The 25,074-nt window shown below is 70.3% G+C and carries 25 protein-coding genes and 1 pseudogene; 9 read left to right on the top strand and 17 right to left on the bottom strand.

The window, feature by feature from the left end; all coding sequences use genetic code 11:
- Nucleotides 1–29: 29 nt before the first annotated feature.
- On the top strand, nucleotides 30–401 hold the full coding sequence (locus tag ACIQCJ_RS31385; protein WP_355335155.1) for a helix-turn-helix domain-containing protein: 372 nt from the start codon (nucleotides 30–32) through the stop codon (nucleotides 399–401).
- A 96-nt stretch (nucleotides 402–497) separates the two neighbouring features.
- Here the strand turns inward: ACIQCJ_RS31385 and ACIQCJ_RS31380 are convergent, their stop codons facing one another.
- From ACIQCJ_RS31380 to ACIQCJ_RS31350, 7 genes are all read right to left on the bottom strand, one after another.
- The gene (locus tag ACIQCJ_RS31380; protein ID WP_402713218.1) at nucleotides 498–650 is read right to left on the bottom strand and encodes a hypothetical protein; all 153 of its coding nucleotides are present in this window, start codon (nucleotides 648–650) and stop codon (nucleotides 498–500) included.
- Between the two features lie 182 nt (nucleotides 651–832).
- Nucleotides 833–1,567, bottom strand: a complete 735-nt coding sequence (locus ACIQCJ_RS31375) for a hypothetical protein (RefSeq protein WP_402713217.1) — start codon at nucleotides 1,565–1,567, stop codon at nucleotides 833–835.
- Nucleotides 1,568–1,805: 238 nt separating this feature from the next.
- Nucleotides 1,806–2,330, bottom strand: a complete 525-nt coding sequence (locus ACIQCJ_RS31370) for a hypothetical protein (RefSeq protein ID WP_355335148.1) — start codon at nucleotides 2,328–2,330, stop codon at nucleotides 1,806–1,808.
- 264 nt (nucleotides 2,331–2,594) lie between these two features.
- The gene (locus ACIQCJ_RS31365; protein WP_402713216.1) at nucleotides 2,595–3,317 is read right to left on the bottom strand and encodes a glycosyltransferase; all 723 of its coding nucleotides are present in this window, start codon (nucleotides 3,315–3,317) and stop codon (nucleotides 2,595–2,597) included.
- Nucleotides 3,314–3,901: a class I SAM-dependent methyltransferase gene (locus ACIQCJ_RS31360; protein ID WP_402713410.1), complete on the bottom strand. Its 588-nt coding sequence runs from the start codon at nucleotides 3,899–3,901 to the stop codon at nucleotides 3,314–3,316. The genes ACIQCJ_RS31365 and ACIQCJ_RS31360 overlap by 4 nt, the downstream gene beginning before the upstream one ends.
- A 44-nt stretch (nucleotides 3,902–3,945) precedes the next feature.
- Entirely contained in the window at nucleotides 3,946–4,716 is a 771-nt protein-coding gene (locus tag ACIQCJ_RS31355; protein WP_402713215.1) for a PIG-L deacetylase family protein, read from the bottom strand.
- Nucleotides 4,713–5,780, bottom strand: a complete 1,068-nt coding sequence (locus ACIQCJ_RS31350; protein WP_402713214.1) for an acyl-CoA dehydrogenase — start codon at nucleotides 5,778–5,780, stop codon at nucleotides 4,713–4,715. The genes ACIQCJ_RS31355 and ACIQCJ_RS31350 overlap by 4 nt, the downstream gene beginning before the upstream one ends.
- Nucleotides 5,781–6,007: 227 nt before the next feature.
- Here ACIQCJ_RS31350 and ACIQCJ_RS31345 point away from each other — a divergent pair, with 227 nt between their 5' ends.
- Both ACIQCJ_RS31345 and ACIQCJ_RS31340 read left to right on the top strand, forming a co-directional pair.
- Entirely contained in the window at nucleotides 6,008–6,136 is a 129-nt protein-coding gene (locus ACIQCJ_RS31345; RefSeq protein WP_355335140.1) for an LPFR motif small protein, read from the top strand.
- A 349-nt stretch (nucleotides 6,137–6,485) separates the two neighbouring features.
- Nucleotides 6,486–7,118: an NADPH-dependent F420 reductase gene (locus ACIQCJ_RS31340; RefSeq protein WP_402713213.1), complete on the top strand. Its 633-nt coding sequence runs from the start codon at nucleotides 6,486–6,488 to the stop codon at nucleotides 7,116–7,118.
- Between the two features lie 71 nt (nucleotides 7,119–7,189).
- On the opposite strand, the gene ACIQCJ_RS31335 is transcribed toward ACIQCJ_RS31340, so the two are convergent.
- Nucleotides 7,190–8,143 carry a DUF5996 family protein gene (locus ACIQCJ_RS31335; protein WP_402713212.1) on the bottom strand — a complete coding sequence of 318 codons (954 nt, stop codon included), beginning with the start codon at nucleotides 8,141–8,143 and terminating at the stop codon, nucleotides 7,190–7,192.
- Nucleotides 8,144–8,537: 394 nt separating this feature from the next.
- Here ACIQCJ_RS31335 and ACIQCJ_RS31330 point away from each other — a divergent pair, with 394 nt between their 5' ends.
- Nucleotides 8,538–9,836, top strand: a complete 1,299-nt coding sequence (locus ACIQCJ_RS31330; RefSeq protein ID WP_402713211.1) for an amidohydrolase — start codon at nucleotides 8,538–8,540, stop codon at nucleotides 9,834–9,836.
- A gap of 30 nt (nucleotides 9,837–9,866) precedes the next feature.
- On the opposite strand, the gene uvrA is transcribed toward ACIQCJ_RS31330, so the two are convergent.
- On the bottom strand, nucleotides 9,867–12,335 hold the full coding sequence (uvrA, locus tag ACIQCJ_RS31325; protein ID WP_402713210.1) for an excinuclease ABC subunit UvrA: 2,469 nt from the start codon (nucleotides 12,333–12,335) through the stop codon (nucleotides 9,867–9,869).
- A gap of 209 nt (nucleotides 12,336–12,544) precedes the next feature.
- Entirely contained in the window at nucleotides 12,545–14,059 is a 1,515-nt protein-coding gene (locus tag ACIQCJ_RS31320) for an endo-1,4-beta-xylanase (protein ID WP_401307627.1), read from the bottom strand.
- 547 nt (nucleotides 14,060–14,606) lie between these two features.
- Between ACIQCJ_RS31320 and ACIQCJ_RS31315 the strand changes: the two are divergent.
- A pseudogene (locus ACIQCJ_RS31315) lies at nucleotides 14,607–14,696 on the top strand (IS5/IS1182 family transposase); the annotation flags it as partial.
- Between the two features lie 35 nt (nucleotides 14,697–14,731).
- Here the strand turns inward: ACIQCJ_RS31315 and ACIQCJ_RS31310 are convergent.
- The 6 genes from ACIQCJ_RS31310 to ACIQCJ_RS31285 form a co-directional block, all read right to left on the bottom strand.
- Nucleotides 14,732–15,220: a universal stress protein gene (locus tag ACIQCJ_RS31310; protein WP_402713209.1), complete on the bottom strand. Its 489-nt coding sequence runs from the start codon at nucleotides 15,218–15,220 to the stop codon at nucleotides 14,732–14,734.
- A 125-nt stretch (nucleotides 15,221–15,345) separates the two neighbouring features.
- Nucleotides 15,346–16,314 carry a carbamate kinase gene (locus tag ACIQCJ_RS31305; protein ID WP_402713208.1) on the bottom strand — a complete coding sequence of 323 codons (969 nt, stop codon included), beginning with the start codon at nucleotides 16,312–16,314 and terminating at the stop codon, nucleotides 15,346–15,348.
- A 1-nt stretch (nucleotide 16,315) separates the two neighbouring features.
- Entirely contained in the window at nucleotides 16,316–17,338 is a 1,023-nt protein-coding gene (gene argF / locus ACIQCJ_RS31300) for an ornithine carbamoyltransferase (protein ID WP_355335120.1), read from the bottom strand.
- A 55-nt stretch (nucleotides 17,339–17,393) separates the two neighbouring features.
- Nucleotides 17,394–18,713 (bottom strand): arginine deiminase, encoded by a 1,320-nt coding sequence (locus ACIQCJ_RS31295; RefSeq protein ID WP_402713207.1) that lies wholly within the window; start codon nucleotides 18,711–18,713, stop codon nucleotides 17,394–17,396.
- The gene (locus tag ACIQCJ_RS31290; RefSeq protein WP_402713206.1) at nucleotides 18,710–20,197 is read right to left on the bottom strand and encodes an APC family permease; all 1,488 of its coding nucleotides are present in this window, start codon (nucleotides 20,195–20,197) and stop codon (nucleotides 18,710–18,712) included. Before ACIQCJ_RS31290 ends, ACIQCJ_RS31295 begins: the two co-directional genes overlap by 4 nt.
- Nucleotides 20,198–20,291: 94 nt before the next feature.
- Nucleotides 20,292–21,155, bottom strand: coding sequence for a slipin family protein (locus ACIQCJ_RS31285; protein ID WP_402713205.1), 864 nt, complete (start codon nucleotides 21,153–21,155; stop codon nucleotides 20,292–20,294).
- 337 nt (nucleotides 21,156–21,492) lie between these two features.
- Here ACIQCJ_RS31285 and ACIQCJ_RS31280 point away from each other — a divergent pair, with 337 nt between their 5' ends.
- The gene (locus tag ACIQCJ_RS31280) at nucleotides 21,493–22,026 is read left to right on the top strand and encodes a universal stress protein (protein WP_402713204.1); all 534 of its coding nucleotides are present in this window, start codon (nucleotides 21,493–21,495) and stop codon (nucleotides 22,024–22,026) included.
- A gap of 25 nt (nucleotides 22,027–22,051) precedes the next feature.
- On the top strand, nucleotides 22,052–22,534 hold the full coding sequence (locus ACIQCJ_RS31275) for a helix-turn-helix domain-containing protein (protein ID WP_402713203.1): 483 nt from the start codon (nucleotides 22,052–22,054) through the stop codon (nucleotides 22,532–22,534).
- Here ACIQCJ_RS31275 and ACIQCJ_RS31270 read toward each other — a convergent pair.
- A complete protein-coding gene (locus ACIQCJ_RS31270) occupies nucleotides 22,425–22,910 on the bottom strand; it encodes a hypothetical protein (protein ID WP_402713422.1) in 486 nt (161 codons plus the stop codon). The genes ACIQCJ_RS31275 and ACIQCJ_RS31270 overlap by 110 nt on opposite strands.
- Nucleotides 22,911–23,504: 594 nt before the next feature.
- Here ACIQCJ_RS31270 and ACIQCJ_RS31265 point away from each other — a divergent pair.
- The gene (locus ACIQCJ_RS31265; RefSeq protein WP_401720281.1) at nucleotides 23,505–24,197 is read left to right on the top strand and encodes a PRC-barrel domain-containing protein; all 693 of its coding nucleotides are present in this window, start codon (nucleotides 23,505–23,507) and stop codon (nucleotides 24,195–24,197) included.
- 279 nt (nucleotides 24,198–24,476) lie between these two features.
- On the top strand, nucleotides 24,477–25,074 hold a 598-nt coding region (locus tag ACIQCJ_RS31260), incomplete at its 3' end, for an alpha/beta fold hydrolase (RefSeq protein WP_402713202.1).

Raw genomic sequence — 25,074 nt, 5'->3', positions numbered from 1 at the left:
GTACTTACCTTTTAGTAAGGGGATCAGTGATGGCGAGGGCGCCGAGGTGCGGGCCTTACATCTGCGGCATCGACGCCGCGCTCGACGTGGTGAGCGGCAAGTGGAAGGGACTCATCCTCTGGGAACTTGACGCCCATCGTGTGCGCCGCTTCGCCGAGCTCCGTCGCGGACTGCCCGGAGTGAGCGAGAAGATGCTGACGCAGCACCTGCGCGAGATGGAGGAGGACGGACTGGTGCACCGGAAGGTCTTCGCCGAGGTGCCGCCGCGGGTGGAGTACTCCCTGACCGAGCACGGGCGCACGCTCAATCAAGCGCTCGGGCCGCTCGGCGTCTGGGGGAGCGAACGGATGCGTCGCGAAGGCTCCGAAGTGGTCGAGGTGGCCGAGATCTCCCACGGCTGAGGGCTGTCCGGTACAGATCCGAACCTCGTCTCAGGCACGGTGAGCCGCCCTGCGGCCGTACGGGTGGTTCTTCGGCCCGGTGCGCTTCGTCGGGGCCTATGGGCCCGCGGCGCGTCCTCCCGTGCTCATTCGGGTGCGGCTGTCGGCAAGGGCCGCCCGGACCTCGCCCTCGATCTGCTCGGGGTCCAGGCCGAGGGCTTTGCCCATGTGCGCCGACCACACCTCCGAGTGCAGATTCGTCTCGAACATGCCGCGTGCAGAGAGACGAAGCCCATCGTGCCCGCGAACGAGGTGATGGCGTCGGCCATGCGGTCCTGCGTGCCCCGCATCCTGGCGTACACCACCCGTTCGTGCCGGAGCCGGACCGGCGGAGGATGGGGGAGCGGACGGTTTTCGGCGGGGGAGTCCATACGGCCCCATAGTGCCGGTGATCAGTCGGATGACGGCGCGGTTTCCCTGACCGAAGCGGGTGCGGGGCGGATCTGGGTTCCGGTGGTGCCGAGGAGGATGCCCAGGGCGTTGTCGACCGGGCCGATCGCCGCGACGCCGCCGGTGCGGGTGACGAAGTCGGCGGCGATCGCGGCGCGGGTGATCACGGCCTCGGGCAGACGTACGCCGGACAGTTCGTCGGGGGTCAGCCGCAGCAGCGGCCTGGGGCGGCCGTGTCCTCCCGCGGCGAACAGGTGCGTGGCGCCGGTGAGGAACAGCAGGATGTCCGCGTCCAGTTCGACGGCCAGCAGCGCCGCCGTCCGATCCGGGTCCACCGTCACCGGTACGGTCCGCAGGCGCGCGGTGCCGCGTTCCCGTAGGACGGGGATACCGCCGCCGCAGACCACCACGGTGCCGTCGGCCAGCAGTTCGCGGACGACCTGAGCCTCGGGAACGGCCTGCGGGCGTACGCGGGGCCGGTCCGGCAGGCTCACCTGCGGGTCGTGGGCGCCGACCTGGGCGTGGGTCACGAGCGCGACCACGGTACGGCCGACGAGCACGGAGTCCAGCGCGCGTACCAAGCGCGATCCGGTGACGGCCTGGGTCTCGGCGGGAGCGCCGTGGACGATGACGACCTCGTGGCCGGCCCGGAGGAGTTCGGCCAGCGACGCGGCGGCCGGATCGAGACCGTCGTCGCCGACGAAGGTGTCGGTGTCGATGCTGACGATGATGCGCATACGGACGCTCCTCGGGAGGGGCGGGACTCCCGAGGGCGCGTATCGCCGTGGCGTCCCGCCCTGTCCACGCTCCCGCGCGCAGGGCAGGGTGTCGTGGGGCCCAAGGGCCCGAGACGGGTGCCGGTCGGCCCCGCCCGGTCGGCGCCTGACGGCCCTGCGGCCGTAGCAGCGTCCGTCGGAGGAAGGCGGCAGCGCCTTGCCGGCCGGGCCCCGGTGGACGGCCGGTGCGGGACAGGTCTCAGCCGGCCGGCTGCAAAGCCCAGTAGTGCGGGTCGATGGGGGCTTGCCGCACGACGATGCGGCCGGTGACGTCGGGGCTGTCGACGAGTTTCCCCCACGAGTTGGAGTGGTCGCTGGGGGTGTGCTCGATGTCGGCCCAGACGACGCTGCCGGGTCCTGCGGAGCCGTAGGAGACGGTCCACTCGGCGTACTTGTCGGAGCAGGCGTCGGTGACCTTCACGTGGTAGTCCGTCGTCAGGCCCAGGCAGGTGCGCGGGTCGGAGTCCGGTGTGGAGACCTCCATGGTTCCGTTGGGGCGTTGCCGTACCTGCCAGTTCGCCGACGTGGAGGCGGTGTCCGTGCAGGCGCCCAGCGCCACCATGCCGATGCGCGCCTTCGTTTTGGGCCAGGTCAGGCACATGCCGTCCTTGAGGGCCGCGAAACGGTAGACCCCGTCGACGAGCGGGGCGGCGTGGGCGGGTTGCGCGAGTGCCGCGGTGGCGGCGGCAGCGGCGGCCATGATGGCGATGACGCGTGAACGCATGGGGTGGGACTCCTCGAACAGCCGTGGTCGATCTGATCGCGCGTCACGGGCGCGCGGTCGACGCGCGGCCCGCCGGAGACGGCGGCGGCACCGATCCTGGAGCACCGGCCCGCCCGGCGGCAGCCCGCGGTGGCCGCTGTCACCCGGCTGGCTGAGCCGCGTCACCCGATGGCGTGGCGGTGAGAGGTCCCCGCGCCGTCGCGGGTGCCAGCGGTGTCGGTCGTCGGTGGTTCCGCGTACCCCTTGGCCGATACGCCGTGCCGGTCAGCTCGCCGGTTCGCTGCGGGCGGTGTGTTCGGCCTGCGCGGCGAGGAAGTCCGCGAAGCCGCCGCGGGCGCGGCCGTGCAGACGGGGCGAGGTCATGACAGGGGCGGCCGAGGTGCGCAGGACGCGATGACCGCGGCCGACCAGCGCGGCGACCAGTGCGTGGTCCTCGCCGACGTCGAGCGGCGGGAACCCGCCCACATCGCGGTAGGCGCTGGCACTCAGGCCCAGGTTGGCGCCGTGGACATGGGGGTGGTGCCAGTGGGCGCCGTCGGCCGGACGGGTGGCTTCGTAACTGAGCTGGTGCCGGACGGTGAGGGCGGTCGCCGTCGGCACGGTCACGGTGCCGACCACCGCGTCCCACCCGTCACGGGCGAGAGCGCTGTGGTGTGCCAGCCAGTGCAGGGGTACGGCGCTGTCGGCGTCGGTGGTGGCGAGCCACACCCGCTCGTGCGGGACGGTGATCTCCGCCAGCGCGTGCTCGGCGCCCTCGGCGCGCGCCCGGCCCGGACTGCGGAAGCCGACCGGCACCACGAGGGCTCCGGCCCGGTGCGCGATCCGGGCCGTGCCGTCACGGCAGGAGTCCGCGACGACGACCGTGCGAATCCGCACGGCGGCGAGTGCGGGGTGGCGCGCGGCAGCCGCGACCGCCTCCAGCGCGGCGGGCAGGAGCGCCTCCTCGTTGTGCGCCGGGATGACGACGGCGATGGCCTCGACCCTCACACCAGACCCTCGCGCTCGGCGGGACCGGGCGGGCTGCTCCCGTCGGCCAGGTCACGGCCGTGGACCTGGAGGACGAAGTCGGCCTCGCGGTGATCGGCGAGCAGTGACAGCCCGGGCAGGCCGGTCACGCGGTCCGCGATCTCGGTGCCCGTCCACAGGTGTTCGGGCACCGGATGGTTCCAATGCACGGTGACGAGATGCCCGCCGGGCTCCAACGCCGTCCGGGCCCGGTCCAGAAGCCTGTCGAGATCGGGAGCGGCGAAATAATAGAGCACTTCGGACAGCACGATCAGATCGAAGGAGCCGTCCGGCCACTCGTCGGGCAGTGTGAGCTGACGTACCGTCACATTCTCTGCTGCGGCGGTACGTTGCCGAGTGGTCGCCACGGCGGACGCGACCCGGTCGCAGGCGAGTACCTCGTCGCAACGGGTCGCCAGTCGGCGAGTCAACTCACCGACCGAGCACGCGGGTTCGAAGGCCCGGCGGTAGCGCGGCAGGGGGAGCGCGGCCACGGTGATGTCGTACTTGCGCCGCTCGTACCAGCGTTCGGCGAGGTGCCAGGGGTCCTCGCCCCCGCCGTACATCGTCTCGAAGTAGGCGGCGGGCGTACTCGCCGCGTTCGTCCGGCTCACTGGAACATCACCTCCTGCGCGCGGAGGTGGTGGGCCACCTCGTCGGGCGGCAGGACCGCGGCGTCCTCCGGCGCGGGGCCGATGGGCTCGACCTGGGTGGCGAACCGGGCGACGGCGGCGCGCTTGCGGGCCTGGACGTCCGCGGACAGGGTGACCCGGTGCGCGGAAGGCCACGGGACACGCGGGTCGCCGGGGCGGGCCCAGTGCCACATCCACACGGGATACATCAGGCAGGGCACGGACGCCTGCGCGGCGGCGGCGAGCGCGGCCCGTCCTGCGGCTTCATGGTCACCGTGGACGTCGCCGATCCACGGCGCGAGGCACAACGAGGCGCCCTCCACCACCGGGACGAGTGCCTTGACGATCTCGTCCTCGTGGAAGGCCACCCGGGTGTCCGGCACTTGCAGCCGGACGACGTGGGCCGCGCCCGTGCCCAACGCCGCGAGGGCCTGGCGGAGTTCTTCGGCGCGCAACTGTGTCAGCCGCCCGGGCGTGACGGCTTTGCTGTCGGCGTGCGACTGTTCCCCGTCGGTGACGGAGACCACGGTGAGGGCGGTCCCCGCGTCCGCCAGCATCGCCATCGTCCCCCCGGCGCCCAGCACTTCGTCATCGGGATGCGCGGCCACCACGACCACCCTGCCCGCCTCGGGCAGCCGCAGCTCGGGAAGCGCGCGCCAGCCGTCCCAGTCCCGCCAGAGCGCCTCGTCGGTGCCCGGCGCCTGGATGGGGTTGGCGTATGCGGGCGGCGGGCCTGGTTGCTCGCTCACGACGGCTCCTTGCGGGCGGCGAGGCCGCCCAGTTCGGCGAGGTTGCGCTCGGCGTGGTGTTGGCGGATGTACACGGTCAGGTCAGCGGTGTTCCGGGCGTGGCGTTCGTCGTGGCACAGCGGACCGGCGCCGGTGGCCCGTCCCACGTGCGTGAGGACGTCGGCGCACACGGACTCGACGAACGCGCGGGTGCGCAGGCTGCGCATCCGCGCGGTGCCGCCGGTGTCGGAAGGATCGCCGTCGATCTCCGCTGCGGCCTGCTTCAGCACGGCCGCCGCGGCATGGAGCAGCATGTCGACCGCGCCCATGTGCGCGTCGGTGTGCGGGTCGGGGCCGCGATCGGCGGCGGCGCGCAGCAGAACGTCGGCGACGGCGCGGGCCCCGCCGTACCAGCAGGCGGCCACGCCGATACCGCCGTGCTGGAACCCCGGCCGCTTCAGATAGCCGCCGACGTCGCCGACCGGCACACCGGGCACATGGTCGAAGCGCACGTCAGGGGTGTCGCTCCCGGCCATCCCGACGGCCTGCCAGGTGCCCGGCACCGGGCGGCAGCCGTCGGCCACCCCCGTCCGTACCGCGAACAGCCGCTTTCCCCGCTCCGTCGCCGCGGTGACCAGCGCGTGGGTGCAGCTGTGGGCTCCCGAGCAGTACTGCTTGAGCCCGGTCAGCACCCAGCCGTCGCGGTCACGGGTGGCGTGCAGTCCTTCGCCCGGCGGTTCGGCCGCCCACACGCCCCACCGCTCTCCCGGCCGGGGCGGCGGCGCGTCCAGTTCCGCCAGGATCGCCGCCGCGTCCACGTGTCCTTCGAAGAGCCGGGCCGCGCACAGATCCCGCTCGGCCACCGAGGTGAGGACGGCGAAGCGCTCCGCCGTACGACCCGAGCCCGGCAACGGGCAGTCCAGCGCTCCCGACGTCAGAGCGGCCACCAGCTCCGCGAAACGCTCCGCCGACTCCCGGGCCGCCGCCGCGACGGGAAGACCCGTCGCCGCGTCGTGGGCCGCCGGACCAGGAGCGGTCGCCGGTGGAGCGGTGGCGGGCCCGTCCTGCCGCGTGGTGCTCCGCATGTGTGGTGGCCTCCCTCGGTGACGACTCGTACGCATTCACAGCCTCACCCGGGACAGTGGCGTACGCATCCGGATGCCCCGCGGGAGCCGTCCTACACGGTCGCGTGGACAGTTCCCATGAGAATGAGCGGGAGAGCCCATGGGCGGCCACTATCCGGGTAGGGGACCAGGTGAGGCTCCACACGCGGTGCCGGACAACGGCACCGCGTACCGAAGGAGGGTGAGCCATGTTCAAGGCCATCGCAGATGTACTCGGAAAGATCGGCAGCGCTGTCGCCACGGTGGTGTCCCTGCCGTTCCGGGCCGTGGGCCGCCTGTTCGGCGGAGCGTCCGACACAGCCCACGGTCACCACTGACACTTCGGGCACCCTGGCGTCGAGCCGCGGGGGGCTTGTCTCGGGTCACCGCTCCGGATGCGGGCGTCCGCCGCTTCCCGCAGGATGACAGAGTCGCCGACGTTCTCGGGACCGTCCTGAGCTGGGCTTTTCATAGGGCGCCGCACCATGGCGGGACCGGAGCAGCGTCGCCTCGGCCGTGACCGGTGCCGGCGGGGTGCGTACGGCCCGGTGTGCTCTGGCCGCACTCGACCGTGATGAGCCGGTCGCCGCGCTCCCCGAGCACGGAGCCGGACGGTGCCGGCCGTATACCCCTCTCCGGGCGCTCGGCCGCGGCCCTCGTCGGCCTTGACGGAAGAAGGAGTCAGCCATGCAGATCACGATCGTCGGTGCGGGCAACATGGCCCGCGGTATCGCCACCCGCGCCCTCGCGGGCGGCCACCGGGTCCGTCTCGTGGACAGCAACCGGGCCAAGGCGGACGCCCTCGCCGCCGACCTCGGCGCGGACGCGAGCGGCGCGGACTTCGACGCGCTGGACGGCGCGGACATCACCGTGCTCGCCCTGCCGTTCGAGGCGGCGAAGACGGTGGCCCGTGAACACGCCCGGGCCCTCGCGGGCAAGGTCGTCGTGGACATCTGCAACCCCGTCGACTTCTCCACCTTCGACTCGCTCGTCACCCCGCCCGGCGTGACCGCAGTCAGCCTGGTCGCGGCCGAGGCTCCGCAGGCCCGCTTCGTCAAGGCGTTCAACACGACCTTCGCGACCACGCTGGTGGCCGGCGAAGTGGCCGGTCAGCCTCTGGACGTGTTCATCGCCACGGATGACGACGACGCGCGGGCGACCGTCACCGAATTCGTCACGAGCGGCGGCCTGCGCCCCCTCGACGCCGGACCGCTGCGCCGCGCCCTGGAACTGGAGGCGTTCCAGTTCCTGCACATGACGCTCCAGGACCGGCTCGGACTGAAGTGGTCCAGCGCGATCAAGATCATTCCCGAATCCTGAGGTGTCCCCATCGTGTCCGCCGCGAAGGGCTGCCCGGGCGCCCGCGTCTCAGTCGGCCCAACCAGCTCGGTTCAGGGGCGCTGGACCCGGACGGCGTCCGGCCGCGTCCGGCTCATGTACCAGCCGTCGACGCGGGGCCCGATGAGGTCGGACGGCCAGCCCGACAGCCCGACGGCGGCGTCGTAGACGGCGTCACCGAACGTCACGATGGCCTGGTGCGGGTCGGCCGTCTCCCTGAGCCTGTCCCACGGCAGGAGAACCAGACCGGCGTCGGGATTCCAGACCGCCCCGTCGACACCCCAGGACCGGCCGTCGAGGCCGTCCGGCTGAGGCCAGATGTAGGCGTACATACCGGCGCCGGGCGCTGTGGCGTCCCCGAAGGAGAATCCCACCGCCACGTACTCCCGGAGCTGGGCGTTCTGCATGAACGCCGGACGATCGGGCGGCGGCTCGGTGGGCCGCGCCCGGTGCCGTGTCGCGGACAGGTCGAAGCCGCCCCACATCACCCCGACCCGGGGGCGGTGCCCGAGGAAGGGCGCCTGCCACGTTTCGAGTCCGCCGGCGGCGAGGTTCAGCGCTTGCCACATCAGCCGGGCGACGCCGGGATCCCAGGCGCGTTCGACGTGATCGTCCTCGAAGGTCGGCTCGCAATCCGGAATCTCGCAGATCAGCGAGGTACGCGGCCGGGTTATGCCCAGCTCGGCCGCCGCGTCGCGGAACGCCGCGTAGAACGCGGCGACTGATCCGTCCGACAAGGGCACCGTCCGCGAGCCCGCGTCGGCCTCGACGACCACGTCACCGTCGAGCAGGCGGTAGTGCACCGCGAAGGTCACCCCTCGCCGCCGGAACGTCGGCGTCCTGAGCCCGCGGGGAGTGACGTCGAGGACGACGTTTCCCCAGCCGACTTCGAAGGGCTCGTCGAGGGTGTACTTGCCCGCGACCTGCACCACCCGGTTGACGTATCCGACCATGGCCGCCATGTCCTCGTGGACCAGCGTCGGCCATCCATTGCGACGTTCGCTCACCGAGAGCCTCCCAGTGCGTCGATCGGGTCGGCAGAAGGGATGCATCGTGGATCGCGTGGGCTTGCGGATCGTGGCGCGATCGTAGGGCCATTTTCGCACGCGGGTCACGGCCCTGCCCGCTCGGTCACGGCCCTTCCCGCCCGATCACGGTCTGATCGACGCCGAGCCGACGCGTGCGTACACGGCCGTCCGCGCGTCGTGGCGCGCCCGTGGAAGGCGGAAGGCGGCCGGTGCGGGTACGCGGGCGGCGGGCGGCCCCGGCTCACCCGGCAGCGGTGATCACGAATGCCAGGTCAGGCAGCACGGCAGGGGCCGGGTTACCGTCGGGTCATCGAGCTGGTCGACCAGCAGGTCAACCATCCGGGCAACCCCCATCGGCGAGGAGCAGGCGGCTGTGGCGATCGACGATTCCACCGGTACGGCGGCTCCCGCGGACGTCGTCCTGGCCGGACTGCCGGAAATCCGTTCCGAGCTGGAGGACGTCTACCGGGACCTGCACGCCCATCCCGAGCTGGGCCACCAGGAGCACAGGACCGCGGCCCGGGTGGCCGAGCGCCTGACGGAGTGGGGCTACAGGGTGCACGCGGGTGTCGGCGGCACCGGCGTGGTCGGCGTACTCGCCAACGGCGACGGGCCGGTCGTCCTGCTGCGGGCCGACATGGACGCGCTGCCGGTCCGGGAGGACACCGGTCTCCCGTACGCCAGCACGGCCACCGCCACGGACGCGTCCGGCCGGGACGTCCCCGTGGCCCACGCCTGCGGCCACGACATGCACGTCACCTGTCTGCTGGGCGCGGCCAGGCTGATGGCGGCCTCCCCGACGTCGTGGCAGGGCACGCTCGTCGCCCTGTTCCAGCCCGCGGAAGAACCCGGGGACGGCGCCGACCGCATGCTCGCCGACGGTCTCGCCGACCGCGTCCCCCGCCCGGACGTGGCGTTCGCCCAGCACGTACTGCCCTATCCCGCCGGGACTCTGGGCACCCGCTCCGGGTCGTTCCTCTCGGCGGCGGACAATCTGAAGATCACCGTCCACGGCCGGGGTGCCCACGGCTCCGCTCCCCAGGCCGCGATCGACCCGGTGGTCATGGCGTCGATGATCGTGGTCCGCCTTCAGACGATCGTCTCCCGAGAGCTGGCCGCGACCGAGCCCGCCGTGCTGACCGTGGGTTCCGTCCACGCCGGTACGACCGGCAACGTGATCCCGGACACGGCCGAGATCCAGCTCAATGTGCGCACCTACGACGAAGGCACCCGTGAAGCCGTCCTGGCCGCCGTGCGGCGCATCGTCACAGCCGAGTGCGACGCCTCCCGCGCGACCCGGGACCCGCAGTACGAAGAGGGCGGCCGCTTCCCGCCGACCGTCAACGACGAGGCCGTCACCGCCGACGTCTCCGCCGCATTCACCGCCTACTTCGGCGAGCGGGCCCGTACCAGCGCGTTGCAGAGCGCCAGCGAGGACTTCAGCCGCATCCCTGACGCCTTCGGCACCCCGTACACCTACTGGGGCATCGGCTGCACCGACCCCGACGCCTACCGTGCGGCCGAGCGGCGCGGCACCGTCGCCCAGGACATCCCCGTCAACCACAGCGCCCGCTTCGCCCCGGTCCTCCAGCCCACCTTGGACACCGGCGTGCAAGCCCTGGTCGTCGCCTCCCTGACCCGGCTCGCCCGCCCCGACGACCGACGCGGCTGAAGCGCCGGTGGCCAGCGATTCGCTCCGTCGTCAGGAGCGTGCGAGCCGGGCCGCGAGGTAGGGCGCGGTGGCGCTGCGGCGGGCCTTCGCCACCTTGTCCGGCGGCCCCGCCGCGACCACCCGCCCGCCCGCGTCGCCGCCGCCCGGTCCGAGGTCGATGACCCAGTCGGCGGTGGCGATCGTGTCGAGGTCGTGCTCGACGAGGACGACCGTGTTGCCGGCGTCCACGAGCCGGTGCAGCTGTCGTAGCAGCAGCGCGATGTCCGAGGGGTGCAGCCCCGCCGTCGGCTCGTCGAGCAGGTAGAGCGCGTGCCCGCGGCGGGCCCGCTGCAATTCGGTGGCCAGTTTGATGCGTTGCGCCTCGCCGCCGCTGAGTTCCGTCGCGGGCTGCCCCAGCCGCAGGTACCCGAGTCCCACCTCGCGCAACGTCTCCAGACTGCGGGAGGCGGCCGGGACGGCGGACAGGAACCCGGCGGCGTCGTCGACGGACATTCCCAGCACTTGCGCGATGTTCTTGCCGCGGTAGGTGACTTCCAGCGTCTCGGCGTTGTAGCGGGCGCCCCGGCAGGTCGGGCACGGCGCGTAGGTGCCGGGCAGGAACAGCAGCTCCACCGCGACGAATCCCTCGCCCTGGCACGTCTCGCACCGCCCTTCGGGCACGTTGAAGGAGAAGCGCCCGGCCGAGTAGCCGCGCGCCCTGGCCTCCTCCGTCCCCGCGTACAGCCTGCGCACCGCGTCGAACATCCCCGTGTACGTGGCCAGGTTGGACCGGGGAGTCCGGCCGATGGGCCGCTGGTCGACCCGGACCAGCCGGTCGAACGACTCGACCCCCGACGCGTCCTGGACGTCGACCTCCAGCTCCGCCTCGTCGGGCTCCTCGGGTACGAGCCCGAGGTGGCCGCGCACGACCTCGGCGAGCACCTGCGTCACCAGCGTCGACTTCCCGGAACCGGACACACCCGTCACCGCCGTCAGCACGCACAGCGGCACGTCGACGGACACATCGCGCAGATTGTGGCGTGAGACGCCGCTCAGGCGCAGCCAGCCGTGCGGTGTGCGCGGGCGATGTTCGAGCGGCTGGGCGCGCCCGAACAGGTACTGGCTCGTGGCCGACTCCGCGACCCGCTCAAGACCGGCGACCGGGCCGCTGTACAGCACGCGTCCGCCGCCCTCACCCGCGCCGGGGCCGATGTCCACCACCCAGTCCGCCCGCCGCACGACGTCCATGTCGTGCTCCACGACGAACAGCGAATTGCCCGCCGCCTTGAGGCGGTCCAGCACGTCCAGCAGCGGTTCCGCGTCGGCCGGGTGCAGCCCGGCGGAGGGCTCGTCGAGGACGTAGACGACGCCGAACAGCCCCGAGCGCAGTTGGGTGGCGATCCGCAGGCGCTGCGCCTCGCCGGGCGACAGGGTCGTCGAGCGGCGCCCGAGGCTGAGATATCCCAGGCCCAGGTCGAGCAGTACGTCGATCCGCGCGACGAGATCGCCGCAGATCCGGACCGCGGCCTCGGTCGTCTCCCCGGACCGGGCGGTCGACGTGGTGGCGTCGGCCTCGGACCGCTCCACGACGGGCCGCAGCAGCGCCACGACCTCGGTGAGCGGCATCGCGTTGATCTCGGCGATGGAACGTCCGGCGAAGGTCACCGCAATTGCCTCGGGCCGCAGTCCGCTGCCGTGGCACTCGGGGCAGGGCACACTCCTGACGAACCGGAGCGCCCGTTCGCGCATCTTGTCGCTCTTGGAGTCGGCGAGGACGTGCATGACGTGCTTGCGCGCGCTCCAGAACGTGCCCTGATAGCCGTAGTCGACGCGGTCCTCCTGCGGCTGGATGTACACGGAGGGCTGCTCGTCCGTGTACAGCAGCCAGTCCCGGTCCTTCTTCCTGAGCCTGCGCCACGGCCGGTCGATGTCGATCCCCAGGCCGCTCACGACACTGCGCAGATTGGCGCCCTGCCAGGCGCCCGGCCAGGCGGCGATCGCCCCCTCGCGGATGCTCAGCGAGGGGTCCGGGACCAGCAGGTCCTCGGCGACGTCGTGCACGACGCCCAGTCCGTGGCACTGCGGGCAGGCGCCTGCCGCGGTGTTGGGTGAGAACGACTCGGCCTCCAGCCGCGCGGCCCCCGGCGGGTAGGTGCCGGCGCGGGAGTACAGCATGCGCAGCAGATTGGACAGCGTCGTGATGGTGCCGACCGTCGAGCGCGAGCTGGGGGAGCCGCGTCGCTGCTGCAGGGCGACGGCCGGTGGCAGTCCGGTGATTTCCCGCACATGCGGAGCGCCGACCTGTTGCAACAGCCTTCGGGCGTACGGTGCCACGGACTCGAAGTAGCGCCGCTGGGCCTCCGCGTAGAGGGTGCCGAACGCGAGCGAGGACTTGCCCGAACCGGAGACGCCGGTGAAGGCGACCATCGCGTCCCGCGGAACGTCGACATCGATGTTCCGCAGATTGTTCTCACTGGCGCCCCGGACATGCACGAAGGGGTCGGTCGCGTCCTTGTCCACTATTCCTGACTACCCGATCGCGCCCGCATTCGCGCGACAGGCGCCGCCACCGGGCCTAGGTTCTGTCCGGCGGATCACGAATGGCCCCTTCGGCGACCGTGCTCCGGGCGCCGCGCGGGCCCCTTCTGTCCACGCGACGGGACGTCTTCCGGCGCGGCCCCATGGCGCCGGAAGACGTCCCTCACCTCATCGGATGAAGCGGGGCGCGGTCAGTTGCCGGCCCATGTCCATTTCTGGTTGCTGCCGCCGGAGCAGGAGTACATCTGGATCTGGGTGCCGTTGGCGGTCCCGGTGCCGACCGCGTCCAGGCAGAGTCCCGACTGGGTGCTGGCGATGGAGCCGTCGGAGTTCAGGCGCCACTTCTGGTTGGCGCCGCCCCAGCAGGAGTAGATCTGCGCCTTGACGCCGTTGCTGGTGCCGGCCGCGTCCAGGCACTTGCCGAGGGATTTGAGTTCGCCGTCCGACGTCAAGGTCCACTTCTGGTTGCTGCCGCCGGAGCAGTCCCACAACTGGACCTGCGTGCCGTCGGTCGTCGTGGAGTTGGGCACGTCCAGGCACCGCCCCGAACCCGTCCCCTTGATCTGACCGTTGCTTCCGCCGCCCGGCGGGGTCGTGGGAGGAGTGGTCGGGGGCGTGGTCGGAGGTGTGGTGGGAGGCGTGGTCGTGCCACCTCCGGCCGCGTTGAGAGCGTTCAGGACGGCTGTGTACGCGGCCTTCTTGTTGCCGCTGTTGTCGAACAGCAACGGCGTGTCCTGGCTGCGCCACGAGTCGCTGTCCCGGACGCCCCATACCGTCATGCCGAGGCATCGCGAGACCGCCAGGCAGTCGTTGGTGATGTTGGCGTACGTGGTCGGCGACGCGCCCTGGACGTCCAGCTCGGTGATGGCCACGTCGACGCCGAGAGCGGCGAAGCTCTGGAGCGTGGTACGGAAGTTGCTGTTATACGGGCTGCCGCTGTTGAAGTGGGACTGGAAGCCGACGCAGTCGATCGGAACGCCGCGGGCCTTGAAGTCCTTGACCATGTTGTAGACGCCCTGTGTCTTGGCGTCGTTCCAGTTCTCGATGTTGTAGTCGTTGTAACAGAGCTTCACGTTCGGATCGGCCGCCCGCGCCGTCCGGAAGGCGACCTCGATCCAGTCGTTGCCGGTGCGCTGAAGGTTGGAGTCGCGTCGTCCACCGGAACCGCCGTCGGCGAACGCCTCGTTCACCACGTCCCACTGGGCGAGCTTGCCCTTGTAGTGACCTACCACGCCGTTGATGTGGTTGATCATCGCCTGGCGCAGCGCGCTGCCGCTGAGGGACTGCATCCAGCCCGGCTGCTGGCTGTGCCAGGCCAAGGTGTGGCCGCGTACCTGCTTGCCGTGTTGTACGGCCCAGTTGTAGACCTGATCGCCGCCGTTGAAGTTGAACTGGCCCTGCTGGGGCTCGGTGGCGTCGATCTTCATCTCGTTCTCGGCCGTCACCATGTTGAACTCGCGGTCGGCGATCGTCGTGTAGGCCGAGTCGCCGAGCTTGCCCGAGGAGATGGCGGTGCCGAAGTACCGCCCGCTCTGCGCGGCTGCCGCGCCGAGGGACGTCGCGGCGGCGCCCGAGGGAGCCGCCGCCACCAGGACCGCCGTGGCCGCCACGACCGAGCCGGTCGCGACGGCGACGACGGCCCGGTGGACACGGCTGAGCCGTCGTCGGGTCCCGGGCGGGGGCGGGGGTATGGCCTTTGTGCTCATCGCAGAGCCTCCGTAACCGATTCACAGAACGTGGGGGGACACGCGGGACACGCCCGCGGATTCGTAGGCGTCGACCGTTCCGGCTCCACCGAGTCGGCAGGGCCGTCGCCTCGGGGACTCAGTGTGGAAACGCCCGCGAAACGTGTCAACACTTTCGGAGAAGTTTCGGAAACTATTGCTGGTCAGGGTGATAGCTGGACGGCTTCTGAGCACGTCCGAGGCACCGAAAGTTTCGATCCCATGGGTCACCTCGCCGCGCTCGCGCAGCCGCGCCAGATGTTCCGGTCCCACCGGGCCGGGTGCGCACGGCAACGAGCAGCCGCACCGCAGGCGGCAGCCCGTACCCGTCGAGGCCGGTGAAGCTCCTGCGGCGCTGCCGCGCCCGCGCCCCGGCAGAACGGAGTTGGGGCTCGGGCATCCTCCGGGCCTGGGCTTCAGCAACGTCGTTCTCCCGAGCCCTGGCTTTCGCGATCGAGGCGAGCTGCGCCTCGTACGTCCGCGGGTCTGACATCTGCATGCCCCGCCCTGTCCGGGCGAACCAACGCAGATCGGCGAGCCGTCCTGGATAGTCCCGGTCACCGGGCTGAGCCCGCGCCAGTTCGGGAAGCTGGTGCCGGTTCTGCGGTGTGCGGGCGCGGTTGATCGAGGTGGGGTCACCTGCTTCCTGCGAGGTTATTCGTCGGCCGGGTCGCTGGTCGCGACCGGCTGCGGAACGACTACGACGGGGCAGGACGCGTGCTGGACGCAGTGCTGGCTGACGGAACCGAGCAGGACGCCGGCGAAGGTGCCGTGTCCCCGGGTTCCCACCACCAGCAGCCGGGCGTCGCGTGCGGCGTCAGTGAGGACTTGTGCCGGGTGCCCCTCCACCGAGCGGGTTGCCACCTGGACCGTGCTGCCGTTCTGGTTCTTCACGACGCGCGCGACGGTTTCTTCCAGGCATTTCTCGGCCGAAATGGCGAAGTTTCCGCCGTCGGGCATGGACGGCAGGTAGCCCCAGGAGTATCCGTACATACTGGGGTATTGCCATGCGGCGACCGCCGAGAGTGACGCCCCCACCTGTCGGGCGTACTCCATCGCCCAGTGCAGCGCGGCCTCGGACCCGGCGGAGCCGTCCACTCCCACGACGATCCGGTCGGTCTGGTCCACGGGCAAATCTTTCATCGGAACTCCTGCTGATCGTTTGCGTTCGGATCTCAAGCTCGGATCTCAAGCTCGGGTCTCAAGCTCGAATTGTGCGGGTCATGCCCTTTGTTCGGTCTCAGTCGACCGTGCGCACTTCCTTCGAGTCACCCGTCCACCGAGGCGCGTCGGCCACCGTTTCGGGAGCGCGCGTCCACTTGTCCGAGCCGGTGTTCGGCGATGGTGGTCCCGGCGCTGCCGTTCAGGACCGCGGCGGCCTGGGACAGCGAGCCGATGGCCGCTTTCCGGCCGGTCGCGGTGACGAATCGGGCGCAGGCGGTGAGTTTGGGGCCCATGGAGCCGTCAGGGACGGATATCCGGCTCATGTCGTCCACATTGATCCGCCTGCGCAGCATCGCCTGGGGTGTGCCGAAGTGTTCCATCACGCCCGGCACGTCCGTGAGGACGAGCAGCCGGTCGGCGTTCACCTTGATGGCGATCAGCGCCGCGGTGAAGTCCTTGTCGACGACGGCCTCCACGCCGTGGATCCGTCCGGCGTCGTCTTCGGTGACCGGTACTCCGCCGCCGCCACCGCAGATGATCACGGACTGCTGCCTGAGCAAGTGGGTGATGGTGCCCTGTTCGAGGACGCGCTGCGGGTGGGGCGAGGACACGACGCGTCGCCAGCGTCCGCCGTCGGGGGCGATGTCCCAGCCGTGGAGTTCGGCGAGCAGGCGGGCCTGCGGCTGGTCGTAGACCGGTCCGACGAACTTCGTCGGTCTGGCGAAGGCCGGGTCCTCCGCGTCCACGACCGTTTGGGTCACGATGCTGAGGATCGGCTTGGTCACCCCGGCGTTGCGCAGTTCCTGGACCAGCCAGTAACCGATCATTCCCTGGGTCTGGGCGACGAGTACGTCCAGCGGGTAGGGGCGCGTCAACGAGGTGTCGCTCTCGCTTTCGAGCGCGAGCATGCCGACCTGCGGTCCGTTTCCGTGGCAGATGACCAGTTCGTTCTCGGCGGCGAGCGGGGCGAGGGCCTCAGCCGCGGCGCGGATGTGACCGATCTGGAGCGCGGCATCGGGCTTCTCGCCACGACGCAGGAGCGCGTTGCCGCCGAGTGCGACGACGATGCGCACCTCAGTCACCCAGCGCGGCGACGAGGACGGCCTTGATGGTGTGCAGGCGGTTCTCCGCCTGGTCGAAGACGATCGATCGAGCGGATTCGAAGACCTCGTCGGTGACCTCGGCGCCGGTGAGCCCGTACTGGTCGTTGAGGCGCTGACCGAGTGGTGTGCTGCTGTCGTGGACCGAGGGCAGGCAGTGCAGGAATTTGGTGTCGGGCTTGCCGGAGCCGAGCAGGACCTTCTCGGTGACGCGGTACGGCAGGAGCAGCGGAATGCGCGTCTTCCACTGCTCGTCGGACTCGCCCATGCTGACCCACACATCGGTGTAGACGAAGTCGGCGCCCGCTGTGGCCTGCTCGACGTCCTCGGTCACCAGGACGCGCGCGCCACTGTTCGTGGCGAGGTTCCGGGCGGTGGCGATGACGTCGTCGGGGGGCCACAGTTCGCGCGGCGCCGCGATCCGCACATCCATGCCCAGCAGGGCGCCGGTGACGAGAAGCGAACGGGCGACGTTGTTGCGGCCGTCCCCGAGGAAGCAGTACGCGATCTGCCACATGGGGCCGGGGTGGTGCTCGGTCATGGTGAGCACGTCGGCAAGCGTCTGGGTCGGGTGCCAGGAGTCGGTGAGCCCGTTCCATACGGGGACGCCGGCATGGTCGGCGAGCTGCTCCACGGTGTCCTGGGCGAAACCGCGGAACTCTATGCCGTCGAACATCCGGCCCAGCACCCGCGCCGTGTCGCGTACCGACTCCTCACGACCGATGTGGGAGCCCTCGGGCCCGAGGTAGGTGACATGGGCGCCTTGCTGGTGTGCGGCGACCTCGAATGCGCAGCGGGTGCGGGTGGAGCTCTTCTCGAAGACCAGCGCGATGTTCCGGCCTGTCAGCGCGGGCCGTTCGGTGCCGCCGGCCCTGTCGCGCTTGAGCTGCGCCGCGCGCGTGATCAGCGCGAGGAACTGCTGCTTGTCGAGGTCGGTCTCCTTCAGGAGCGAACCGGGATGCCGAAAGGCTGTGGTCGGGGCGGTGGTCGTCGTCATGGGGCGGACCTCGTTTCTGAGCGGTACGGCGGCGTGCGGGCGGGGCGGAGCTGGTTCAGATGCCGTCGCGCTGAGTGGGACAGGTCATGCACCGGGCTCCGCCGCGGCCTCGGCCCAGCTCGCTGCCGGGGATGCTGATGACCTCGATGCCGTTGTCGCGCAGCATGCTGTTGGTGACGGTGTTGCGTTCGTAGCCGACGACGATGCCGGGGGCGATGGTGAGGAAATTGTTGGCGTCGTCCCACTGCTCTCGCTCGGCGGCTCGCGCGTCCTCCTCGGCGGACAGGACGCGTAGTTTCTCGATGCCCAAGGCGTCGGCGATGGTGGCGAAGAGGTCGTCGCGCTGCTCCACGTGCAGCGCCGCGGTGTCGTGCTCGACGACCTCGTGCGGGTCGGCCGGCTCGATCACCCAGGTACGCATGTCCTTCGGGTCGAGGTTGGGGTAGCGGACGAAGGTGTCCGTGTCGATCATGGTCAGGACGGTGTCCAGGTGCATGAACGCGTGGGACTTCGGGAGCTGCACGGCGATGACGGTGGTGGCCTGACCGGTCCGGAAGAGCTCTCGGGCCAGGATTTCCACGCCCATGGGGGTGGAGCGCTCTCCCATTCCGATCAGGACGGCGCCTCGCCCCAGGACGTGGATGTCACCGCCTTCCAAGGTGGCCGGCTGGTGATTGCTGTCGTCGTCTCCGTAGTAGCGGGGAAACGTGCGGTCGGCGAAGAGCGGATGGAAGTCGTACACAGCCCTGCTGTGCAGCGATTCGCGCTGCCGGGCGGACTTGGCCATCGGGTTGATGGTGACGCCGCCGTATATCCAGGCGGAGTTGTCGCGTTGGAAGAGCGTGTTGGGCAAGGGCGCCAGTACGAAGTCGTCGGGGTCCAGGGTCTGCCAGCGCAGGCTGCGTACCCGCAGCGGTGACAGGTCCGTGCGAGTGACGCCCCCGATGAGCAGCTCGGCCAGTGTCGCGGAGTCGGTGTCGTCGGCGAGCGCCCGCAACGGGGCTGCCAGGGTGGGTCCGACCTGTTCGGCCGTGCAGACGCGGTCCAGCACGAACGCCCGGGCCTCGGGGAGGGCCAGTGTTTCGGCGAGCAGTACGTCGAAATGGTGCACGGTGACGAAGCGGTCGCGGAGGGCCTGGGTGAACGCGTCGTGTTCTTCGCGGGCTCTGGCAGCCCACAGCACGTCGTCGAAGAGCAGTTGGTCGCAGTTGCCGGGAGTCAGGCGGCTGAGTTCCAGCCCGGGGCGGTGGACAACGGCTTCACGCAGTTGGCCGACCTCGGAGTGGACTCCCGGCGTGCGGGTCGACCTGGTCTGCCCGGCGGCTCGGTCGGCGGGGCGCTCGGCGGCGGGAACAGCTTGTGTCGGTCGCGTCATGACGGGATCTCTCCGGTGTCGGTGGTGCGGGTGGCGGGCGCCGGGGTGAGCCGACTGCCCACCGGGGTCTCAGGGACCTCGGGAAGGGCGGCGCTGTCGAAGGGCACGACGAGGCTCTCGCCGTACTCGCCCCGCCCCGACTTCAGCCAGATGTAGACGGGCAGACCCAGCAGGACGCAGAACAGGCCGTAGTAGACGGCCTGGTACCCGCTGCCGGCCAGCGACCAGAAGGAGAAGACGAGGGCGACCGCGGACACTCCGCAGTCGCGGACCAGGTGCTGCCAGTGGGTCTGCCGACCGCGCGTGAGGAGCCAGTACAACTGCGCGGCCGCGCTGAACAGATAGGGGATGACGGCGGTGACCACGGAGAGCAGGACGAGCGTGGTGAAGACCTTCTCGAAGCGCGTGTAGCTGACCACGGTCAGGACCGAGGCGAGGAAGGTCGAGCTGATGATGCCGAACGCGGGTATGCCGCGTCGGCCGCGGGCGAACACCGCCGGGAACAGGCGGTCCTTCGCGGCTGCCATGGGCATTTCGCCGACGACCAGGGTCCAGCCGATCAGAGCGCCCAGGCCGGAGACGATCGCCGCGACGGCGACGGTCTGGCCGGCCCAACGGCCGCCGAAGATGGCGTCGGCCGAGTCGGTGAACGGCGCTGTGGACTTCTGCAGGGCGGCGTTGGAGACCGTGCCGAACACGGTGACCGTGCCCAGGATGTACACCACGGCGCAGCCGATGGTGCCCAGCACCGTGGCCCGTCCGACATTGCGCCGAGGGTCACGTACGCGGCCGGCCACCACCGAGGCGGTCTCGATGCCGATGTAGCTGAACAGCGCGATGGCCGCGGCGGCCGAGATCGCCGCGGTCGCCGAGGTGCCGGTGGGGTTGAGCGGCCCGAAGTTGTGCGCCTTGATGAACAGCAGCCCGACGGTGGCCATGAACAGCAAGGGAATGAATTTGAGCACGGTCGTGACGTTCTGCGTGATGGCGATGTTCCGCACCCCGGAGAGATTGATGACCGCGGGTATCCACAGACCCGCCATGGCGATCACGACGGACCAGAGCTTGGCGTGCCCGGTGTTCCAGAAGACCTCGACGTATCCGACCCACGCGACGACGATCGCGGCGTTGCCGGCCCAGGCGGTGATCCAGTAGGACCACGCGTTGAGGAAGCCGCCGAAGTCCCCGAAGGCGTCTCTGGCGTAGACGTACGGGCCGCCGGAACCCGGCACTCTCTTCGACAGCGACCCGAAGGTGAACGCCAGCGCCAGAGCGCCTACGGTGACCAGGACGAACGCGACCAGACTGATCGGGCCGTACGGCGCCAAGGCACTCGGCAGCGCGAAGACTCCCGTGCCGATCACCGATCCGATGACCAGTGCGGTGGCCGTCGGCAGTCCGAACTGCCGCTTCTTCGCCGTCTTGTGCGTACTCGTCGGGTGCGAGGTTTCTCCGGACGCCTCATCGTGCACCTGCGTACTCAACTGAGTTCCTCCTCGCCTCTGTTCACGACGGCCCACGCTGGGGGCTCGGCAGCGGCAGTCCGGCGGTCCACGTCGGGCTGCCGCTACCGGTCGATCACACCGATGCGTTGGCGTTGGAGCCGTTCAGTACGGGGACGGGGACGGGGACGGTCTTCACCATGCCGGTCGGCGGTACGGGGGCCGCGGCGGCTGCCTTCTCACGGGCGAGGAAGGATCCGAGCTCGCCGATGGTGCTCATGAGGGGGGCGGGGAAGACCACGGTCGTGTTCTTGTCGACGCCTATCTCGACCAGGCTCTGCAGGTTGCGGAGCTGGAGCGCCAGCGGGTGGTCCATCATGATGTCCGAGGCGTCGCCGAGCGCGGCGGCGGCCATCGATTCGCCTTCGGCGTTGATGATCTTCGCTCGCTTCTCCCGCTCGGCTTCCGCCTGGCGGGCCATCGCGCGCTTCATGCTGTCGGGCAGTTGGATGTCCTTGAGTTCGACCAAGGTGACCTCGACGCCCCATTCGGTGGTCGTCACGTCGAGGATCTCGCGGATGTCCAGATTGATCCGGTCAGTTTCTGACAGCGTCTGGTCGAGGGTGTTCTGGCCGACGACCTTGCGCAGGGTCGTCTGCGCTATCTGATTGATCGCCGTGTTCACGTTCTCTATCGCGATCACCGATTTCACGGCGTCCGCCACTCGGAAATAGGCGACGGCCGACGCATCGACGCTCACATTGTCCCGGGTGATGATGCCCTGGGACTGGATGGGCATGGTGACCGTCCGCAGCGACACCCGGTGCAGGACGTCGACGAACGGAACGATGAACCGCAGCCCCGGCGGACGAGCACCGACCGGCCGCCCGAACCGGAACAGAACTCCCTGCTCGTACTGCTTGATCACCTTGACCGCCATGGCGATGGCCACGATGGCCAGGATGACCACGATGACGAGAAGGAAAATCAGAAGTGCCATTGCGTTGCTCCTCAGAAAGGATGGCGGATTCCTGGTCCAGGACATATCGACTGGCAGGACCGCGGGCGGTGCGTGACGGGCGGAGAGGATGTGACCGGTGGAGGTCGTATCAGCAGCCCTCAGACGCTCCCGTTCGTCCAACTCGTCTGCGCAGTCCTGTAGTTCATATCCGCATCGTCGCCGCGCCAGATCGTCGTCGGTAGGGCCGGGTGGTCCCTCCTCTCCGGCTCAGCGGCCCCCTGCGTCCACCGGATTCTCCTGAGGACTGGCCGCAAATCCATTTCGGAGAGCCGGTCGGCCCTTGGCCGCCGTACCGGTGCCGCACCATCGTGGAGTTATGAAAATCCAAAAGACCAAGCTGAGGGAATTTTCCGGAGCGCGGCCGATCGTCGTCGGGGTGAACGGTTCCCGTGCGTCCCTTGCTGCCTTGCGATGGGCCGTGGCGGAAGCGGAGGCACGCAAGGTGCCCCTGGTGACGGTGCACGCCTGGGAGCCGTCGGTCCGTCGGCGTGCGCCGTATGCCACCGTGGCGGAGCGCCGTACACCGGCCGAGGACCGGGAGTCCGGGCAGAGGCTGGTCCAAGTCGCGGTGGCCGCAGTCCGGATGGCCCATCCGGGCGCCGACGTGCGGGCGGTGCTGGCCGAGGGGCCGCCGGTCGCGGTACTCCTGCGCTACAGCGACGACGCTCTGCTTCTGACGCTCGGGCAGAGCCTGTACAGGGACGGCTCGCCGACCGAACTCGGTCCGGTGACCCGCGCGTGCGTCAGGGAATCCCATTGCCCCGTCGTTACGGTTCCGGAGCTCCGCACCACAGCCCGGCACAGCGAACTCCCGCCCGTGGCCCCCGTGGCGACGGCCTTGGCCGGCTGACCTCCTGCGGCCGCGGCGCGAGCAGTTGGGGCTGAGTCGCGAGGAGGTCGCCGGACGGGCTGGTTCCGCGGGTGGCTACCTCCAGCTTGTGGAGGAGGAGGCCGCTGTGCCCGGCGTCACGTTCCTGCCGCGGTTGGCGAACGCGCTGGAGACGACGGTCGCGGAGCTGGTTGCGCAGGGCAATGTGTCGTTCAGAACCGCACCGGACGCGCTGCCCGCACAGGCGGCGGGCACGGATACCGCATTCGAGGCGGATCACCATCGTGCCCCGGCGGGTCACCGGTCGCAGGATCGCCGTGCGGCAGAATCCCGCCGCGGCGGGGCCGTCAGGAAAGCCGCGGTGAGACGCGCCGTCGGGGGACCGGTTCGTCCGCTTGCGACCTCAATGCCGGACAGGGTCAATCGCGGCGGACGGGGACGGTCGGGAGACCATGGAGTACGGAGCGGACCGAATCGCCGTCGCACGGGGCGAACAGGGCCGACAACCCCGCGTTCAGGCGGACGCTGACGGAGCGTTCGGAGACTCCGAGCCGCTGCGAGGCGTCGGCGCAGCTCTGGTCACCGATCAGCATCAGCGCCAGCTCCACCCGGTCGAGCGCGACCGACGCCGTCTCGGGGCACCGGTCCCTTATGTGGGGGACGTGAGGTGGGACAGGTGAAGAGCGCGTCCGATGCGTTGTGATGACGGAGTCCGGTGCGGCGAGCACTTCGGCCATGGCGGCTTCGACCACGACCGGATCGTCCGTTATCAGGGCTGACAGGGCGTGGATGGCGATCAGGTGGCGGTCGCACCAGATGATGATCGAGCGTCGGCGGGCGAGGAGTCGCTCGGTTTCGCGGTTCCGGGTGGAAGCGGCGGCCGGCTTCGTTCTGCGCAGAGTCACTGCGGACCTCTTTTCGAAGCGCGGGTCCCGGTCACCGGGCGCGGGCGCTGAATTGAGCACGAGTTGAGCGAACCTGCGGAAGGAATGCCGCGCGGTGCCGCGCTCCGGTCACGCGGTGCCCGGGCACTGGTGCGGAGCCTGTGGCGAGGCATGCGGCCCGGTTACGCGAGTGGAGGCAACCACGCCAACAGCGCAGTCCGGAGGCGACAGGGCCGGTCCGGAAGCTCGCTCGGAAGCACTCGGATGGTCGGGCGATGGATCATCGTCTCACTCGCCTCAGGTACGTCCGTATCGACTGTGCGGTATGCCGCCGGGGTCACGGACGTCACGGCAACTGTAGCGGCGTTCGACCACGTCGACCATGGCCCGAGGTGATAATCCCATCGGACGCATCCATCCGCGACGGTGGATCGACGGGAACTGCCGAGCAGGGCCCTTCGGCCCCTGGAAGGGCCGTTCGGCATCTGCGCGGACCGCGGGTGCGCGGGACAGACTGCGCAGCGGGGCCGGACGTACGACGTACGCAACCGACCGCCCCGGCGCCCGCACTGATCTCACTGGGCGTCCGCACACGATGCGGAACGAGGAAAAGCCATGACACTCACGACGAGGCCCTTCACCATCGGCGCAGAAGTCTCCGACGAGGACGGCGCCTTCGGGGTCCTGCGCCGGGTGGTCGTCGACCCGGTCGCCAGGACCCTCACTCACCTGGTGATCGAGCCCAAGTACCACCACGCGGCCGGCCGCCTCGTACCTGTCGGTCTGATCGACCAGTCCGCCGCACGGATCGCACTGCACTGCACCACGGCCGAGTTCGAGGCTCTGTCGAGCGCCGACGAGAAGCATTTTGTGCCCGCACCGGACAATGAGTGGGGCTATGCGGGCGGCGAGATTTTCGCTCTCCCCTACTACGGACTCGGTATGGGGACAGGCGCGGTCGCCATGAGGCCCGTTCTCCCGGTTCCTGGGCCGCGCCTCATCACGCGGGACCGTATTCCCACCGGCGAGGTGGAGATCCGCCGGGGTGACGCCGTGCACGCGACCGACGGTGAGATCGGCCGGGTCCAGGGCCTGGCCGTGGACACGGGTGATTACCACGTCAGCCATGTGCTGCTGGACGAGGGCCACTTGTGGGGAAAGCGACGCGTCGCGATCCCCATCGACGCGGTCGTCAGCGTCACCGGCGACGTCCGGCTCAGCTTGACCAAGGACGAGGTACGCGACCTGCCGCCGGTCGACCTCGCCCATGACCCCACACCGAGCGTCGCCGACGGAGACCCTGTCTGAGCCGCAGGGGGGGAGCCTCCGCTGACCGGCACGGCACGAGCCGCGACCCTGTGTCGACGTCTCGGCTCCTGCGGTGCCCTCAGGCGTTGACGCGGGCCAATGGCTGCTCTCGCCCCTGACGGCCAGGGAACAGCAGAGCGGCCGATCCGGGCGGAACGGGATCGGAGCCCCCCTTCGCACGGCGCTCCGCCGGACGGCGGTGATGGAAGCCGGGCCGCAGTCCGCCACGGCCTCGGGTCGCTGCCCGGGGTGGGGCGGGGGGATGGGAAACTGGCGGGTATGGATATCCGTCGCAGGAACAACGTCACCGTCACCGGCTGTGCAGACGGGCCGGTGCTCCTGCTGGCGCACGGGTTCGGCTGTGACCAGAACATGTGGCGCACGGTGGTTCCCGCATTGGCTGAGAGCTACCGGGTGGTGCTCTTCGACTACGTGGGTTCCGGCCGGGCGGACCCGTCGGCCTGGGACGAGCGGCGTTACAGCTCCCTGGAGGGCTACGCGCGGGACGTACTGGAGGTCTGCGAGGAGCTGGACCTGCGGGACGTGACGTTTGTGGGGCACTCGGTCAGCGCGATGGTCGGGGTGCTCGCCGCGGCGAAGGCCCCGCGGCGTCTGTCCCGGCTGGTGATGGTCGCGCCGTCGCCCTGCTACATCGACGACGACGGTTACCGGGGCGGGTTCAGCGCCGAGGACATCGACGAGCTGCTGGAGTCGCTGGAGTCGAACTATCTGGGCTGGTCGGCGGCGATGGCCCCGGTCATCATGGGCAACGCGGACCGCCCGGAACTCGGCCAGGAGCTGACCGCCTCGTTCTGCGCGACCGACCCGGACATGGCTCGCGTCTTCGCCCGCGCGACGTTCCTGTCCGACAGCCGCG

Origin of the sequence: Streptomyces sp. NPDC093221, assembly GCF_044753885.1 — a bacterium.
Taxonomy (GTDB): domain Bacteria; phylum Actinomycetota; class Actinomycetes; order Streptomycetales; family Streptomycetaceae; genus Actinacidiphila.
Note: the sequence above shows the minus strand (reverse complement) of the source record. Positions and strands in the feature narration are given on the sequence as shown.

What these genes read in the sequence shown, in the direction of transcription:
- ACIQCJ_RS31385 (WP_355335155.1), top strand. Translation starts at nt 30, where the DNA reads ATGGCGAGGGCGCCGAGGTGCGGGCCTTACATCTGCGGCATCGACGCC.
- ACIQCJ_RS31380 (WP_402713218.1), bottom strand. Translation starts at nt 650, where the DNA reads ATGTTCGAGACGAATCTGCACTCGGAGGTGTGGTCGGCGCACATGGGC.
- ACIQCJ_RS31375 (WP_402713217.1), bottom strand. Translation starts at nt 1,567, where the DNA reads ATGCGCATCATCGTCAGCATCGACACCGACACCTTCGTCGGCGACGAC.
- ACIQCJ_RS31370 (WP_355335148.1), bottom strand. Translation starts at nt 2,330, where the DNA reads ATGCGTTCACGCGTCATCGCCATCATGGCCGCCGCTGCCGCCGCCACC.
- ACIQCJ_RS31360 (WP_402713410.1), bottom strand. Translation starts at nt 3,901, where the DNA reads ATGTACGGCGGGGGCGAGGACCCCTGGCACCTCGCCGAACGCTGGTAC.
- ACIQCJ_RS31350 (WP_402713214.1), bottom strand. Translation starts at nt 5,780, where the DNA reads ATGCGGAGCACCACGCGGCAGGACGGGCCCGCCACCGCTCCACCGGCG.
- ACIQCJ_RS31345 (WP_355335140.1), top strand. Translation starts at nt 6,008, where the DNA reads ATGTTCAAGGCCATCGCAGATGTACTCGGAAAGATCGGCAGCGCTGTC.
- ACIQCJ_RS31340 (WP_402713213.1), top strand. Translation starts at nt 6,486, where the DNA reads ATGCAGATCACGATCGTCGGTGCGGGCAACATGGCCCGCGGTATCGCC.
- ACIQCJ_RS31320 (WP_401307627.1), bottom strand. Translation starts at nt 14,059, where the DNA reads ATGAGCACAAAGGCCATACCCCCGCCCCCGCCCGGGACCCGACGACGG.
- ACIQCJ_RS31310 (WP_402713209.1), bottom strand. Translation starts at nt 15,220, where the DNA reads ATGAAAGATTTGCCCGTGGACCAGACCGACCGGATCGTCGTGGGAGTG.
- argF (WP_355335120.1), bottom strand. Translation starts at nt 17,338, where the DNA reads ATGACGACGACCACCGCCCCGACCACAGCCTTTCGGCATCCCGGTTCG.
- ACIQCJ_RS31295 (WP_402713207.1), bottom strand. Translation starts at nt 18,713, where the DNA reads ATGACGCGACCGACACAAGCTGTTCCCGCCGCCGAGCGCCCCGCCGAC.
- ACIQCJ_RS31285 (WP_402713205.1), bottom strand. Translation starts at nt 21,155, where the DNA reads ATGGCACTTCTGATTTTCCTTCTCGTCATCGTGGTCATCCTGGCCATC.
- ACIQCJ_RS31280 (WP_402713204.1), top strand. Translation starts at nt 21,493, where the DNA reads ATGAAAATCCAAAAGACCAAGCTGAGGGAATTTTCCGGAGCGCGGCCG.
- ACIQCJ_RS31265 (WP_401720281.1), top strand. Translation starts at nt 23,505, where the DNA reads ATGACACTCACGACGAGGCCCTTCACCATCGGCGCAGAAGTCTCCGAC.